15 protein-coding genes are annotated in these 15,298 nt (G+C 71.1%); 3 read left to right on the top strand and 12 right to left on the bottom strand.

Going from position 1 to position 15,298, the window contains the following annotated elements; translation table 11 throughout:
• Window positions 1–34 precede the first annotated feature (34 nt).
• Both HNQ01_RS13350 and HNQ01_RS13345 read right to left on the bottom strand, forming a co-directional pair.
• Window positions 35–676, bottom strand: coding sequence for a PilN domain-containing protein (locus tag HNQ01_RS13350; protein WP_173805938.1), 642 nt, complete (start codon window positions 674–676; stop codon window positions 35–37).
• Complete coding sequence (locus tag HNQ01_RS13345) at window positions 673–1,770, bottom strand: pilus assembly protein PilM (RefSeq protein WP_173805937.1); 1,098 nt, start codon at window positions 1,768–1,770, stop codon at window positions 673–675. Before HNQ01_RS13345 ends, HNQ01_RS13350 begins: the two co-directional genes overlap by 4 nt.
• Before the next feature lie 279 nt (window positions 1,771–2,049).
• Between HNQ01_RS13345 and HNQ01_RS13340 the strand changes: the two genes are divergently transcribed.
• Window positions 2,050–4,452, top strand: a complete 2,403-nt coding sequence (locus HNQ01_RS13340) for a penicillin-binding protein 1A (RefSeq protein ID WP_173805936.1) — start codon at window positions 2,050–2,052, stop codon at window positions 4,450–4,452.
• Between the two features lie 5 nt (window positions 4,453–4,457).
• Here HNQ01_RS13340 and cyaY read toward each other — a convergent pair whose 3' ends face one another.
• On the bottom strand, window positions 4,458–4,835 hold the full coding sequence (gene cyaY, locus HNQ01_RS13335) for an iron donor protein CyaY (protein WP_173805935.1): 378 nt from the start codon (window positions 4,833–4,835) through the stop codon (window positions 4,458–4,460).
• Between the two features lie 53 nt (window positions 4,836–4,888).
• On the opposite strand from cyaY, the gene lptM reads away from it, so the two are divergent.
• Entirely contained in the window at window positions 4,889–5,047 is a 159-nt protein-coding gene (lptM, locus tag HNQ01_RS13330) for an LPS translocon maturation chaperone LptM (protein WP_173805876.1), read from the top strand.
• A gap of 18 nt (window positions 5,048–5,065) precedes the next feature.
• Here the strand turns inward: lptM and HNQ01_RS13325 are convergent, their stop codons facing one another.
• The 8 genes from HNQ01_RS13325 to HNQ01_RS13290 form a co-directional block, all read right to left on the bottom strand.
• On the bottom strand, window positions 5,066–6,076 hold the full coding sequence (locus HNQ01_RS13325; protein ID WP_173805934.1) for an oligopeptide/dipeptide ABC transporter ATP-binding protein: 1,011 nt from the start codon (window positions 6,074–6,076) through the stop codon (window positions 5,066–5,068).
• Window positions 6,073–7,089, bottom strand: coding sequence for an ABC transporter ATP-binding protein (locus tag HNQ01_RS13320; RefSeq protein ID WP_173805933.1), 1,017 nt, complete (start codon window positions 7,087–7,089; stop codon window positions 6,073–6,075). Before HNQ01_RS13320 ends, HNQ01_RS13325 begins: the two co-directional genes overlap by 4 nt.
• Complete coding sequence (locus HNQ01_RS13315) at window positions 7,086–7,946, bottom strand: ABC transporter permease (RefSeq protein ID WP_173805932.1); 861 nt, start codon at window positions 7,944–7,946, stop codon at window positions 7,086–7,088. The genes HNQ01_RS13320 and HNQ01_RS13315 overlap by 4 nt, the downstream gene beginning before the upstream one ends.
• On the bottom strand, window positions 7,943–8,932 hold the full coding sequence (locus tag HNQ01_RS13310; RefSeq protein ID WP_173805931.1) for an ABC transporter permease: 990 nt from the start codon (window positions 8,930–8,932) through the stop codon (window positions 7,943–7,945). Before HNQ01_RS13310 ends, HNQ01_RS13315 begins: the two co-directional genes overlap by 4 nt.
• 12 nt (window positions 8,933–8,944) lie before the next feature.
• Window positions 8,945–10,549, bottom strand: a complete 1,605-nt coding sequence (locus HNQ01_RS13305; protein WP_434801505.1) for an ABC transporter substrate-binding protein — start codon at window positions 10,547–10,549, stop codon at window positions 8,945–8,947.
• A 128-nt stretch (window positions 10,550–10,677) separates the two neighbouring features.
• Window positions 10,678–11,751: a porin gene (locus tag HNQ01_RS13300; protein ID WP_173805930.1), complete on the bottom strand. Its 1,074-nt coding sequence runs from the start codon at window positions 11,749–11,751 to the stop codon at window positions 10,678–10,680.
• A 187-nt stretch (window positions 11,752–11,938) separates the two neighbouring features.
• Window positions 11,939–12,643, bottom strand: a complete 705-nt coding sequence (locus HNQ01_RS13295; RefSeq protein WP_173805929.1) for a DUF3047 domain-containing protein — start codon at window positions 12,641–12,643, stop codon at window positions 11,939–11,941.
• Between the two features lie 135 nt (window positions 12,644–12,778).
• On the bottom strand, window positions 12,779–13,747 hold the full coding sequence (locus HNQ01_RS13290; protein ID WP_173805928.1) for a porin: 969 nt from the start codon (window positions 13,745–13,747) through the stop codon (window positions 12,779–12,781).
• A gap of 344 nt (window positions 13,748–14,091) precedes the next feature.
• On the opposite strand from HNQ01_RS13290, the gene coq7 reads away from it, so the two are divergent.
• On the top strand, window positions 14,092–14,739 hold the full coding sequence (gene coq7, locus HNQ01_RS13285; RefSeq protein ID WP_173805927.1) for a 2-polyprenyl-3-methyl-6-methoxy-1,4-benzoquinone monooxygenase: 648 nt from the start codon (window positions 14,092–14,094) through the stop codon (window positions 14,737–14,739).
• 10 nt (window positions 14,740–14,749) lie between these two features.
• Here coq7 and HNQ01_RS13280 read toward each other — a convergent pair whose 3' ends face one another.
• The gene (locus HNQ01_RS13280) at window positions 14,750–15,184 is read right to left on the bottom strand and encodes an OsmC family protein (RefSeq protein ID WP_173805926.1); all 435 of its coding nucleotides are present in this window, start codon (window positions 15,182–15,184) and stop codon (window positions 14,750–14,752) included.
• Window positions 15,185–15,298: the final 114 nt, after the last annotated feature.

The following is a 15,298-nucleotide window of genomic DNA, read 5'->3' as shown; positions in this document are numbered from 1 at the left end:
GGAGGGACGGATGGCCATGATCGGATTGCCGCTTTCAGCCGTGGCCTGCCGGCGCCGACGCGGCCGGCGCCGCGCCGGAGGCGGCCCCGGCCGGCCGGTCGGCCTGCTCCAGGTCCTGAGGACGGCGCAGCGTCAGCTTCACCGAGAAGTCGAACAGCCGCTTCGGGTCGCGCGCGTTGGGCGCCACCGGCGCGGCCTTGATCTCGACCAGCTCCGGCCGGCTCAGCCACTTTGAGCTGCGCGCGGTGTTGCGCAGGAACTCCGAGACGCGCTCGTTGGTCTGCGCCACGCCGGTGATGTTGATCGCCTGGCCGTCCTGCTGCACGCGGCTCAGGTAGACGCCCTCGGGCGTCTGCGCGGCCAGCTCGTTGAGCAGGTGCACCGGCATGTTGCGGTCGATCTGGAAGTCCTCGACGACCTTCTGGCGCGCCTTCAGGGCCTCGATCTCGGTCTTCAGCGAGGCGATGTCCTTGATCTGCGCCTCGAGGCGCCCGATCTCGGACTGCAGGAACTCGTTGCGCGAGGTCTGCTCGCGAGTGACCTCGCCGAGCACCAGCGACCAGGCGGCCGCGATCAGCACGCCGGCCAGCACGGCCAAGCCGATGCCGGCGTAGAACGCCTGCTGGCGACGCCTGCGCTTCTCTTCCCGGTGCGGGAGGAGGTTGATCAGGATCATTGGAGGAATCTCCGCATCGCCAGACCGCAGGCGATCAGATAGGACGGCGCCTCGCGGCGCAGCTTGCTCTCGCGCACCGCGGAGCCGATGCGCATGCCGTTGAACGGACTGACGATCTGGGTGGCGAAGCCGGTGAACTCGGTCACCCGCTCCTTCAGTCCGGGCAGCGTCGCCGAGTTGCCCGACAGCATCACGTAGTGGACCTTGTGGTGCGGCGTGCTGGTGAAGAAATACTGCAGCGCCCGGCCGATCTCCTGAGCCAGGCTGTCGATGAAGGGCGCCAGCAGCGTCGACTCGTAGTCCTCGGGCAGATCGCCGTTGGCGCGGCGCTGCTCGGCCTCGTCGAAGGTCAGGCCGTACTGGCGCACGATCAGCTGCGTCAGCTGAGCGCTGCCGAAGGCCTGGTCGCGGTCGTACAGGATGTCGTCGTCGCGCAGCACCTTCAGGCTGGTCGAGTCGGCCCCGATCTCGAACAGCGCCACCAGCGCGTCGCGGCCCTGGTTGGGCAGGCCCTCGACGACGCGGCTCATCGCCAGCCGCGAGGCGTTGGACTCGATGTCGAGCACCACCAGCTTCAGCCCGGCCGCCTCGGCCAGGCCCTGGCGATCCTGCACCCGGTCCTTGCGCGAGGCCGCGATCAGCACCTCGACGTCGCCGACCTGGTCCGGGCTCGGCCCGATGACGCAGAAGTCCAGGCTCACCTCGTCGAGCGAGAACGGAATGTACTGGTGCGCCTCGGCCTCGACCTGGAGCTCGAGCTCTTCCTCGCTCAGGCCGCCGGGCAGGATGATCTTCTTCGTGATGACGGCCGACTGCGGCATCGCCATCGCGACCTGCTTCGTGCGGGTGCCGCTGCGCTGCACCAGGCGCTGGACCGCCTCCGACACCTCGTCGAACTTCTCGATGACGCCGTCGTTGACCCAGCCCTTCTCGAAGCCTTCGCTGGCAAAGCGCTCCACGACGTACTCGCCCGACGAGGTCTGGCCGAGTTCGACCAGCTTGGCCCCCGACGAATTCAGGTCCAGACCGATCAGGGACGCATGCCGACGGCCCAGAAGGAGGTCAAGAAAGCCCACGCAATTCCCCAAAAACATGCCCGAAGACATGCCGGACTGTTAACAAATCACTTCAATGCTATCAACAAAGGCATTGAGGGACAAAGGATATCCCGGCTTTGCCGATCCGGGAACGTTGCAAACCCGACACCGGGATGCGCAGGGCAGAGCATGCCACTCAAGCACGATAGCGGAGCACGGACAAGAGCCCGAGCCGCGGCCGTTACAAACGTATCTCCCGGTACGTGAGCAGTTCCTATAATCCGCCGCACGCGCGGGCCTTCTCCTTCCTTCCCTGTCCGGACCGCGCGGGAGTCCATGAGCGAACAAGGCACCCCCTCGAACACTCCGCGTCCTGACCGGGGATCGGCAGGCACCCGGAAGGTGCTGCGAACCCTGGGCTGGATCGTCGGCCTGCCGCTGGCAGCAGCGCTGTCCATGCTGGTCCTCCTGGGCATCGCGCTGGCGATGGCCTATCCGAACCTGCCGGAGATCAACTCTCTCGTCGACTACCGGCCCAAGCTGCCGATGCGCGTGATCTCGTCGGACGGCGTCGTGCTCGGCGAGTACGGCGACGAGCGGCGCAGCTACCTGCCGATCGACCAGATCCCGAAGGTGATGCAGGAGGCCGTGCTCGCGATCGAGGACTCGCGCTTCTACGAGCACGGCGGCATCGACTTCAAGGGCATCATGCGCGCGGCGGTCGAGAACTTCCGCGACTCGCGCAGCCAGGGCGCCTCGACGATCACGATGCAGGTGGCGCGCAACTTCTACCTGCCCACCGAGAAGACCTTCACCCGCAAGATCTACGAGATCCTGCTGTCGCTGAAGATCGAGAGCCAGCTGAGCAAGCGCAAGATCCTCGAGGTCTACATGAACCAGATCTATCTGGGGCAGCGCGCCTACGGCTTCGCGGCCGCCAGCGAGATCTACTTCGGCAAGCCGATCAAGGACATCACGGTGGCCGAGGCGGCGATGCTCGCCGGTCTGCCCAAGGCGCCGTCGGCCTACAACCCGATCCGCAACCGCAAGCGCGCGACCATCCGCCAGCGTTACATCCTGGAACGAATGGTCGAGAACGGCTTCATCACCGAGGCCCAGCGCGACGAGGCGCTGGCCCAGGAGCTGAGCTACCCGAGCCCGCGCAGCAGCGAGGTCCACGCCGAGTACGCGGTCGAGGCCGCACGCCAGCTGATCTTCGCGCAGTACGGCGACGCGGCCTACACCCGCGGCCTGACGGTCGAGCTGTCGATCAACGCCAGCGAGCAGATGCAGGCCTACCGCGCGCTGCGCCGCGGCCTGATGAACTACGAGCAGCGCAAGGCCTACCGCGGCCCGAGCGCCTTCGTCGAGCTGCCCGCCACCGACACCGGCCTCGACACGCGCATCGCCGAGGCGCTCGAGGACCATCCGGACTACGACGACCTGCGCGCCGCGGTGGTGACCTCGGTGTCGGCGCGCAAGGTCGGCGCGATGCTGCAGAACGGCGAGACCATCTCGGTCGGCGGCGACGGCCTGCGCCTGGCCGCCCGCGCGCTGCTCGACCAGACCCCGCCGCAGCAGCGCATCCGCCGCGGCGCGGTGATCCGGGTCATGAAGAGCGGCGCGCGCGGCGAGTGGCTGATCGTCAACCAGCCCGAGGTCGAGGGCGCCTTCGTGTCGATGGATCCGCGCAGCGGCCAGATCCGCGCGATGGTCGGCGGCTTCGACTACGCGCGCAGCAAGTTCAACCACGTCACCCAGGCCTGGCGCCAGCCGGGCTCGAGCTTCAAGCCCTTCGTCTACTCGGCCGCGCTCGAGAAGGGCTTCTCGCCGACGACCGTCGTCAACGACGCGCCGCTGTTCTTCGACGCCGGCACCACCGGCAGCCAGCCCTGGGAGCCGAAGAACTACGACGGCCAGTTCGACGGCCCGATGTCGATCCGCCGCGCGCTGGCCAAGTCGAAGAACATGGTGTCGATCCGCATCCTGAAGGCGATCGGCCCGTCCTACGCGCAGCAGTGGGTGACGCGCTTCGGCTTCGAGGCCGAAAAGCACCCGGCCTACCTGACGATGGCGCTGGGCGCCGGCTCGGTCACGCCGATGTCGATGGCCGACGCCTACGCGGTCTTCGCCAACAGCGGCGTGCGCGTCAATCCGGTGCTGATCACCCGCATCACCGACTCGCGCGGCCAGGTGATCGCGCAGACGCCGCCGCGCACCGCGCCGGACGAGCGCATGCGCGTGATCCCGGAGCGCAATGCCTTCCTGATGAACACGCTGCTGCAGGAGATCACCCGCTCGGGCACGGCCGCGAAGGCCCAGGCCACGCTCAAGCGCCCGGACCTCTACGGCAAGACCGGCACGACCAACGACGCGCAGGACGCCTGGTTCACCGGCTTCAACCCGGCGCTGGTCGCGGTGGTGTGGATCGGCTACGACACGCCGCGCTCGCTGGGCGAGCGCGAGACCGGCGGCGGCCTGGCGCTGCCGGTGTGGATCGACTACATGGGCTACGCGCTGCGCAACGTGCCGGTGGTCGAGTACACCGCGCCCGACGGCGTCGTGCAGTCCGGCAACGACTGGGTCTATGCCGAGAACGCCGGCGGCGGCGGCGTGCGCTCGCTGGGCATGGACGACGTGGCCAGCAAGCCGGCGGCCGAGGAGCGCAAGGGCATTCTCGACCTGTTCCGCGACGACAGCGCCGGCGGTGGGGGCGGCGGCGCCAGCGCGCCGCAGTGACTCAGTCAGCCCCGGGGCGGCTCCAGGCGCAGCGTGCGGCCGCCCTGGGCGCTGGCCTGGGCCGACAGCGCGGCGAAGAACTCCTCGCCGCTGCGGGTGTCGCGCCAGGCGCCGTCGACCCAGCGGTAGTGGTAGCCGCCGGCGCGTGCGGCCATCCAGATCTCGTGCAGCGGCGGCTGGGTGTTCAGGATGATCTTGCTGCCGCCGGGAAAGCTCAGCTCGAGCAGGCCGCCGGTGCGGTGGGTGTCGATGTCGATGACATCGTCGTCGAGCCAGCGGTCGATCGTCGTCTCGATCGCCGCCAGCGCCGCGTGGGCAAGGCGGAGGTACTCGGCATCGCTGAGGCCGGACGGAGTCGCTTCGGAAGGAGTGGCCGGGGTCATGGCGGGGTTCTCGGGTCTCGGAAGATGACGGAAAGATCGCGCAAGGAGCGAACGTGAAGAGCTGGCAACGGGTGCTGAAAACGAGTGTAGCGCTGGCCTGTACCGCCTTGCTGGCGGTCGGATGCGGCCAGAAGGGCCCGCTGACGCTGAAGGATCCGGAGGCGCGGCCCGCGTCGGCACCCGCCCCCTCGGCATCGACCCCGATGCGCTGAGCGCCCGCGGGGCGCAGCTCAGCCGGCCCCGGCCTGCACCTCGTGGCAGGCGACCTGCACGCCCGGCGCGATCTCGCGCAGCACCGGGCGCTCGAGGCCGCAGCGCGGGCCCGCCTGCGGGCAGCGATGGCGCCAGGCGCAGCCCCGGATTGCCTCGTGCGGCGGCAGCGCGGCCGGCAGCGGCTGCGGCTCGCGCTCGCGCAGCGGCCGGCCCGGCGAGGGCACCGCGGCGATCAGCGCGCGCGTCAGCGGATGACGCGGCCGCGCGAACAGCGCGTCGCGGTCGGCCAGCTCGACCAGCCGGCCCTGGTGCATCACGGCGACCCGGTCGCAGACCTGGCGCACCACCGCCAGGTTGTGGCTGATGAACAGCATCGTCAGCCGGTGCTGGCGGCGCAGCCCGTCGAGCAGGTCCAGCACCTGCGCCTGCACGCCGACGTCCAGCGCCGAGGTCGGCTCGTCGCAGATCAGCACGTCCGGCCGCCCGGCCAGCGCCCGCGCGATCGCGACGCGCTGGCGCTGGCCGCCCGAGAGCTGCTGCGGGCGCACCAGCGCGTCGCCCGCCTGCAGGCCGACCTCGCGCAGCCAGCCGATCGCCAGCTCGCGTGCGGCCTGCGCGCCGAGCCGCTGCTGCTCGCGCAGCGGCTCGGCGACGATGTCGCCGACCGTCCAGCGCGGATCGAGGCTGGCGTGGGGATCCTGGAAGACCATCTGCAGGCGCCGGCGCACCTGCATCGCGTCGCGAGAGCGGTACAGCGGATGCACCGCCTCGCCGTCGAGCAGCACCCGACCGCGGCCGGGCTGCAGCAGGCCGGTCATCAGCCGCGCCACCGTGCTCTTGCCGCAGCCGGACTCGCCGACCAGGCCGAGCGCCTCGCCGGCGCCGATCGAGAAGCTCACGCCGTCGACCGCCGGCAGCGGCGGCACGGCCCGGTGCCCGCGCGCGCCGATCCAGCGCGCCCACGCGCCGCCCGGCGCCGCGTGGACATGGAACAGGTCCTCGACCTGCACGCGCGGCGGTGCGCTCATGCCTGTCCCTCCGGCGCCTCGGCGACGGGCGCCAGCCAGCAGGCCGCGCCGGCCTGTCCTGAGGGCAGCACGGGCGGCGGCGCAGGCGGGGACTCCGTGCGGCAGCGCGCGACCGCCTGCGCGCAGCGCGGATGGAAGGCGCAGCCGGCAGGCCGCTCGTGCGGCCGCGGCATCAGGCCCTCGATGCGCAGCCGCGGCAGCCCGGACGCCGCCGCGTCGAGCGTCGGCGTGCAGGCCAGCAGCGCGCGGGTGTAGGGATGCGCCGGCGCGCGCAGCACCGCCTCGACCGGCCCGTGCTCGACCAGCCGCCCGGCATGCAGCACCGCGACGCGGTCGCAGGTCTCGGCGACGACGCCCAGGTCATGCGTGATCAGCAGCACCGCGGTGCCACGCCGGCGGCACAGGCGGCGCAGCAGCGCGGTGACCTGCGCCTGCAGCATCACGTCCAGCGCGGTCGTCGGCTCGTCGGCCACCAGCAGCGCCGGCTCGCCGGCCAGCGCCAGCGCGATGACGACCCGCTGGCGCTGGCCGCCGGAGAGCTGGTGCGGATGGCGATCGAGCAGCGTGCGCGGCGACGGCAGCCCGACCTCGTCGAGCAGCACCAGCGCACGCGCCTGCGCCTGGCGGCGGTCGAGCCGGTGGTGCACCTGCAGCGTCTCGACCAGCTGCGCGCCGACGCGGCGCAGCGGATCGAGCGCCGCCGACGGATCCTGGAAGATCGCGCCCAGCCGGCGCCCGCGCAGGCGCTGCAGCGCGGACGGCGCCAGCGTGTCGATGCGCCGGCCCTCGAACCGGATCTCGCCGCCGGTCTGACACGCGCCCGTCGGCAGCAGGCCCAGCAGCGCCGCGCCCGCCAGCGACTTGCCGGCGCCGGACTCGCCCACCAGCCCGAGCATCTCGCCCGGCGCCAGCGTCAGCGACAGGCCGTCGAGCGCCGCGGCCGGGGCGACGCCGGCGCGCTCCACTTCGACCACCAGCCCGTCCAGTTCGAGCAGCGGCGTGCTCGTGTTCATGCATCTCTCCCGGTCTCGCCCTGCAGCGCGTCGCCCAGCGCCTGCGCGGCCAGCACCAGCAGCACCAGCACCGCGCCGGGACAGGCCACCAGCCACCACTGGCCCGACAGCAGATGGTCATGCCCGGTGCGCACCAGGGTGCCCAGCGTCGGCACGGTCGGCGGCGCGCCCAGGCCGAGAAAGCTCAGCGTCGCCTCGGTCAGCACCGCGCTGCCGACCTGCAGCGTCGCCAGCACCCGCACCGGCGCGAGCACATGCGGCAGCACATGCCGGCGCAGGATGCGCCACGGCGCCACGCCGATGACGCGCGCCGCCAGCACATGCTCGCGCCCGAGCTCGACGCCGGCGGCCGCACGCACCGTGCGCGCATGCGGCACCCAGCCGGTCAGCCCGATCGCCAGCACGACGACGCCGAAGTCCAGCACCACGCCGGCCTGCGGCCACAGCAGCCGGCCGATGCCGGCCGTCAGCATCGCCACCAGCAGCGGCGGAAAGGACAGCATCACGTCGCACAGCCGCATCAGCAGCGCGTCGATCCAGCCGCCGGCCTGCGCCGCCAGCAGTCCGATGCCGACGCCGAGCAGCAGCGACAGCCCCACCGCCAGCGCGCACACCGCCAGCGACAGCCGCGTGCCGTAGAGCAGCGCCGACAGCAGGTCGCGCCCCTGGTCGTCGGTGCCCAGCAGATGCGCCGGCACGCCGCCCTCGAGCCAGACCGGCGGCAGGCCGGACTCCATCAGGTCGAGCGCCGCCAGGTCGCAGGGATCCTGCGGCGCCAGCCAGGGCGCCAGCACGGCCGCGGCCAGCCCGAGCAGCAGCACCGCGCCGGCCAGGTGGCGCGCCCGCGCGCGCGTCATGCCCGCACCTCCGCGCCGCGGCCCGCCGTGCGCAGCCGGGGGTCGATCCACAGCTGCAGCAGGTCCACCACGAGATTGACCAGCACGAAGACCAGCGCGGTCAGGCCGAGGTAGGCCGCCAGCACCGGCACATCGGCCGCGCCCACCGCCTGCACGAACAGCAGCCCCAGGCCCGGCCACTGGAAGACCGTCTCGGTGATGATCGAGAAGGCGATCAGGCCGCCGAACTGCAGCCCGACCACCGTCATCACCGGCAGCAGGGCATGGCGCAGCGCATGGCGACGCACACGCGTCTCGGGCAGGCCGCGCGCCCGCGCGAAGCGCACGAACTCCGAGGCCATCGCCTCGCGCAGCCCGGCGGCGACCAGCCGCACGATCAGCGCGAGCTGGAAGATCGCCAGCGTCAGCACCGGCAGCACCAGGTGGCGCCAGCCGTCCGCCGTCAGCAGCCCGGTCGTCCAGCCCTCGCCCAGATCGACGACCTCGCCGCGACCGAAGCTCGGCAGCCAGCCCAGCCGGACCGAGAACAGGTGGATCAGGCCGATGCCGATCAGGAAGGTCGGCACCGACACGCCCAGGAGCGTGGCCGCGCCGGCCAGCCGCGCCGACAGCGCCCGCGGATGCAGCGCGACATGCATGCCCAGCGGCAGCCCCGCCAGCAGCGCCAGCGCGCAGGCCAGCAGCGCCAGCTCCAGCGTCGCCGGCAGCCGCTCGAGCAGCAGCCGCGACACGCGCATGCCCTGCGCCAGGCTCAGCCCGAGGTCGCCCTGCAGCACCCGGCCGAGAAAGGCCAGGTACTGCTCGAGCACCGGCCGGTCCAGGCCGAGCGAGGCGCGCAGCGCGGCCGCCTGCGCCGGCGTCGCGTCCTGGCCGAGCAGGAAGACCACCGGATCACCGACATGGCGGAACATCAGGAAGGCGATCAGCTCGACCGCCAGCAGCACCAGCAGCGCCTGCAGCAGGCGCCCCGTCAGCATCGCAGGCATGCGGGACTCGGCTCAGGGCCGCATCTGCATCCACTTGTAGACCTGGAAGTTGTCCGGGCGCTGGACCACCTCGAGGTTGCGCCGCAGGCCCCAGGCCAGCGCCTGGCGGTGCAGCGGGATGTGGCCGATGTCCTGCGCGTGCAGCTTCAGCGCCTCGGCCATCAGCGCGGAGCGCCGTGCCGGGTCGCTCTCGCTCTGGATGCGCGCGGTCAGCTCGTCGATGCGCGGATGGCTGTAGCCCCCGAGGTTGAACTGGCCCTGGCCGCGGCCGTCCGGCGTGGCGATCACGGTCGCCAGCACGTTGTGCGCGTCATAGGTGCCCGGCACCCAGCCCAGCAGGTAGAAGCTGGTGTTGCGCGAGAGCACCTTCTGGAAATAGAGTGCCTTGGTCTCGGCCTGCAGCTTCACGCGGATGCCGACCCTGGCCAGGCTGGAGGCCACCGCCTGGCAGATCTCGGCGTCGTTGACGTAGCGGTCGTTCGGGCAGTTCATGCCGACCTCGAAGCCCGCCGGATAGCCGGCCTCGGTGAGCAGCCGGCGCGCGGCGTCGGCGTCGAAGGGCAGCCGCGTCTCGAGCTCGGGCAGGAAGCCGCGCACGCCCGGCGCCACCATCTGGCCGGTCGGCGTGGCCGCGCCGCGCATGATGCGGCTGCGGATCGCCTCGATGTCGATCGCCTGGTAGACCGCCTGGCGCACGCGGCGATCGCGGAAGGGGTTGCGGCCGCGCACGTCCGACTGCAGCAGCTCGTCGCGCTTCTGGTCCATGCCCAGGAAGATGACGCGCATCTCCGGCCCCTGCATCACCCGCAGGCCCGGCTGCGCCGCCAGCCGCGCGGCGTCCTGCAGCGGCACCGGCTCCATCAGGTCGATCTCGCCCGACATCAGCGCGGCCACGCGGGTCGCGTCGTTGCCGATCGGCGTGAAGACGACGCGGTCGATGTTGCCCTCGACGGGGCCCCAGTGGCCGGCATGGCGCTCGAGCACGGTGCGCGTGCCGGGCTGGCGCTCGCGCAGCCGGTAGGGCCCGGTGCCGTTGGCCTTGAACGAGGCCTCGTTCTCGATGCCCTTGCGGCGGTCGACCGGCGTGAGCGCGTGATGCTGCTCGCACCAGGCGCGGTTCATCACGTAGACCACCGTCAGCACGTCGGGCAGGATCGGGTACGGCGCGTTCGTCTCGATCTCGACGGCCAGGTCGCCGACGCGGCGCACCTCGCGCACCGGCGCGAGGTAGCTGCGCAGGTCCGAGCCCTCGCCGGCGGCGCGCCGGAAGCTGAAGACCACGTCGTCGGCCGTCAGCGCCGAGCCGTCATGGAAGCGCACGCCCGGGCGCAGATCGAAGCGCCAGACGGTCGGCGAGACCATCTTCCAGGCCGTCGCCAGCCCCGGCACCAGCTCGAGCTGGCGGTTGCGCGCCACCAGCGGCTCGTAGACGTTGCCGGTGAACGACAGCTGCATCGACTCGTTGAGCGAATGCGGATCCATCGAGGTCGCGTCGCCCTGGTTGGCCACGCGCAGCGTCGCCGCCTGCGCCTGGGGCAGCGCGGCCGCCAGGGCCCATGCGGCGGCGGCAGCAATGAAAAGCCGGCCCAGGGCCGGCAGTCGTTCGCCTCGTCTCACGCGGTTTCTCCTTGGCCGGTGGCGGGGGCCCAACTCCCCTGCCCCGACCCGATTTGTGAATGTGTGGAATGCGTGAAACGGATTGTGCCTTCTGGAACGGCTCCGGAGCCAGATCCGGAGCGGATGTTTCAGAAGCGGTGGCGCACGCCCACCATCGTGCCGACGCGGCTGGTGGCGCCGTTGGCGAAGGTCAGGCCGTCGCTGAACTTCGTGCGGTCGACCTCGAGGTAGACGTCGGTGCGCTTCGAGAAGGCGTAGTCGGCGACCACCGCGTAGAAGTGCGCCTTGCCGTCGCCGGCCGTCGTGCGGCCGGTCTGGCGCGCGTTCCAGTAGTGGGCGCCGAGGTTGAGCTGCGGGCTGAGCTGGTAGCTGCCGCCGACCGAGATCATGTCGCGGTGCTCGACATTGCCCAGCGCGAAGGTGCCGTTGGTGCCGCCGTTGCCCAGCAGCGTGCCGATGATCGCCGGGTTGAAGCCGGTCTCGAACTTGTTGCGCGCCCACCCCAGCGAGAAGTTCCACGGACCGGTGGCATAGGCGCCGCCCACGGTGTAGGCCTGCACCTTCAGGTCGGCGCCGTCATGCAGCTCCAGGTAGGCGCCGCCCACCGAGAGCGGGCCGCTGGCGTAGCGCACGTAGCCGCCCATCGACTTGCCGCCGGTGGCCGCGCCCTCCGACGGGCTGGCCTGCAGCGCCGCGCGCCACGGACCGCTCTCGACCAGGTACTTGACCATGTTGCTGTTGCGCGCGCCCAGCGAGAAGCCGATCTCCGGCTTGTAGGCCTCGATGTAGGGCGAATACTTGAACGAGGCGTAGGTCGAGGTGAAGACGTCGAACAGCACGTTGTACTGGCGCCCCAGCGTGACCCGGCCGAAGCCGCCCTGCAGGCCCACCCAGGCCTGGCGCCAGAAGTCGGCCGCCGCGGCCGTGCCCTCGTCGGCGTTGAAGCGGTGCTCGATGTTGACCAGCCCCTTCAGGCCGCCGCCGATCTCCTCGGAGACGTTCAGGCCCAGGCGGCTCTGCGACATGCCGGCGGTCAGCTGGTTCTGCGCGTCGCCGCGCGTGGCCGCGGTGGCGCCGTCGTTGGTCGTGTGGCGCATCGCCACGTCGACGATGCCGTAGACGGACACGGTGCTCTGCTGCGCCATCGCGCCGCACTGCAGGGCGGCCAGGGTTGCACCAAACAGGAGGGACTTCTTCTTCATCATGTCTCCATCGGATCGAAGGATCGGGTGTCATGATTCTTCCGTGGAAAGCCCCCGGCACGACGCCCTCTGTCGCGACGAAGGGACAGGCGGTTTCCCTGTCAGGGATGTTCCGGCTCAGGAATTCACGGATCCGGCCGAGCCGGCTTTCGTCGCCGAGGTGACTGCAGCCCAGCGCGGGACACGCTCAGCGCAGCTGCGCCGGGCCGTAGCAGGCCTCGGCGCGGCCCTGGGTGTTGTCGGCGTCGGTCATGTAGGCCAGGCCCGTCAGCGCGCCCGGCGCCTCGCCGAAGGCGCGCTCGAAGTCGGCGCGCAGGTCGCGCTCGTAGTGGCGCCACACCCCGAGCTGGCGCGGTCCGGACTCGACGACGATCTTGCGGATGCGGTCGGTGCGGCCGCTGACGATCACGCTGCCCACCGGCGCCTGCGCGTCCCAGACATACATCAGCGTCGCGTAGGGCGGCGCCTCGCCGGTCAGCGTCTGGGCGAGGTCGAACATCATGCGGTTGCGCAGCGACAGCCGCGCCAGATCGCCATCGAAGGCCAGCACGACCCGCGCGACCGCGTCGTCCTGGTCGGACTCGGCCACGGTCGCCTCCGGCGCCAGCGCGCCGGCCCACCACGAGAAGCGGATGGTGCCGGCACCGGCCTGCGCCGGATCGACGCGGCGGCGCCACAGGCTGGCCGAGCGGTCCGCCCGCGCCAGCAGGCAGGGCTGGCCCTGGCGCTGCGCCGGGGCGTACATCGTCTCGCGCTTGCCCGGCAGGCGCTGCATGCCCCAGCCCTCGCCGCTCGCGGCCACGGGGGCGGGCACGGACGGCTGCAGCACGGCGCAGCCCGCCAGCAGGCACGGCAGCAAGGACGCGAACAGGCGATGCGATCTCGACGACACGGTCATCAACTCCGGCAGACGGGCAGATCATGGGCACAGGCATGCAGCACCCGCCCATGAAAAAGGCCACCCGAAGGTGGCCTCTTGCATCGTCAGTCGATCGTGCAGGCCTGCGCGAGGCAGGCCCGGCAGGAATCAGAACTGGTGGATGATGCCGAAGTCGTAGCCGGTCTTCTCGGTCGTCTTGATCACGTCGTTGACGCGGGTGACGTCCGTGTACAGCTGGGTGCGCTTCGACAGGTCGTGGCGATAGCCCAGCGAGATCTTCTTGGCGGTGTCAGCCGAGCCGACCTTGTGCTGAGCGTAGCCAGCCAGCACCGAACCGGCGGCACCGACCTTGACGGTCACGCCGACCAGGGCCTGCTTGACGGTGACGTCGGCGGTGTTGTGACCGCGACCCAGGCCCAGGGCGACCTTGGCCGGACCGAAGGTGTACGAACCACCCAGGGTGATCAGGTCGTCGTTGGCGTTGGTCGGGTTCTCGTACGAGGCAGCGACCATCAGCGGGCCGGCAGCGTACTGGGCGGCGACCGAGTACGGACGATCCGGACCGACGGCTTCGGAGATGTCGGCAGCGACGGCGACCGGGCCGAACTTGCCGTCATAGCGCACGGTGTTGCCACCGTTGACACCAGCGCCACCGAAGTTGGTCGCGGCGGTCGCGCCACCACGCAGCGTGGCGACCGAGCCGGTCAGGCTGTAGCCGCGCAGGTTGCCCAGCGAGTCGCCACCGAACGGGTCGATGACGTTCTGAGCCAGCGAGAAGGCAGCGGTGTACTGACGGCCCAGGTTGACGGTGCCGAACGAGCCGCCCAGACCGACGGTCGAGACGCCTTGCCAGAACGTGCTGCTGACCGTCGTCGCGCCGGTGTCCGGCGAGAGGCGGTGTTCGATCTGGAACAGGGCCTTCAGGCCGCCACCCAGGTCTTCGACGCCACGGAAGCCGATGCGGCTGCCCGAACCGTCGCGAACTTCCTTGTCCTTGGTACCGACATTCTTGCCGACGGCCTGGTCCAGCTTGCCGTAGATGGTCACGGACGACTGGGCCGAAGCGGCACCGGCGAAAGCACCCAGCACGGCGAGAGCGAGCAGAGACTTCTTCATGCAAATATCTCCTAGGTTGAACTAGAGGGTCCTGCAGCGCGAGGCACCGTCACACGACGGCACTGCCCGGCCAGGCCGACCTCCTCATCGGAAGCTGCCGGTATTGCACCAGAGCGGTTCTCGCATTGCCAAGCGGGACTGATGCTCACGGGGCATTGCCGTTGTGATCGAACAACAAGGCTGTCTTGCATGACACTGACGCGACAAGCCTGTGCCGGACTGCCACATCCCGGGCGGCTTTCACCCCCCGCAACGGACATGGAAGTGTCATGTCGCGACAGTTCCGCCGCATCGCGGCGTCGGCCGCGCCCGGGCACGGGCGGCGCCGCTACACTGGCGCCGCCATGAGAACGACCACGCCGATGGACCGCCTGATGTCGGTCCTGGACCAGAGCCTGCGCACCGTCTGGAGCGCGCATCACGCCAGCCGACCGACGCCGCGGCCGGATCCGGAGCAGGAAGCCGGCGCCCCGGAGCTGGGCGAGGCCGAACGCCGGCTCTCGGGCGCGCTGATGCGGGTCAACCATGTCGGCGAGGTCTGCGCGCAGGCGCTCTACACCGCGCAGGCGCTGGCCACCCGCGACGAGCGGCTGAGCGAGCAGCTGGAGGAAGCCTCTCGCGAGGAGACCGACCATCTCGCCTGGACCGAGCAGCGCCTGAAGGAGCTCGGCGACCGGCCCTCGCTGCTCAACCCGCTCTGGTATGCCGGGGCCTTCGCGATCGGCTGGGGCGCGGCGCGCCTGGGCGACCGCGCCAGCCTGGGCTTCGTCATCGAGACCGAGCGCCAGGTCGAGCAGCATCTCGACGGCCACCTGCAGCGCCTGCCGGCCCATGATCACGCCTCGCGGGCGATCGTCGCGCAGATGCGCGACGACGAGATCCGCCACGCCGAAGCCGCTCAGGCCGCAGGCGGCATCCGCCCGCCGCTGCCGGCGCGCTGGCTGATGCGCGCGGCGGCCAAGGTCATGACCGCCACCGCGCACCGCCTCTGATCCACCGGGGTCAGGCGGCCGCGGCGGTGTCGACGATCTCGACCTCCAGATCGATCTGCGCCGTCTTGGCCAGCATCGCGGTGGCCGAACAGTACTTCTCGTAGGACATCTGCACCGCGCGCTTGACCGCCGCCTCGGGCAGCTTCGCGCCGCTGACGACGAACTTCATGACGATGCGGGTGAAGACCTTGGGCTCGGTCTCGGCGCGGTCGGCGCTCATCTTCACCTGGCAGCCCTGCACCGCATGGCGGCCGCGCTTGAGGATCAGCACCACGTCATAGGCGGTGCAGGCGCCGGCGCCGGCGAGCATCGTCTCCATCGGGCGCGGCGCGAGGTTGCGCCCGCCGCCCTCGGGAGCGCCGTCCATCATCAGCAGGTGGCCGCTGCCGGTCTCGGCGGAAAAGGCCATGCCCGAGGCCGGCATCCAGTTGATCGTGCACTCCATCGTTCGGTCTCCGCGAAAAAGGGCCCGATTGTGACGTGCGACCGCGATGCCCTGCACGGACCGGCCGGCGCCGCCGCGGGACGCCTGCCCGGTCTCGTTGCAATGCAGCAATTG

The organism is Sphaerotilus uruguayifluvii (assembly GCF_013294065.1).
Taxonomy (GTDB): Bacteria; Pseudomonadota; Gammaproteobacteria; order Burkholderiales; family Burkholderiaceae_C; genus Sphaerotilus; species Sphaerotilus uruguayifluvii.
The sequence above is the reverse complement of the archived record's forward strand: the minus strand, read 5'-3'. Positions and strand labels throughout refer to the sequence as shown.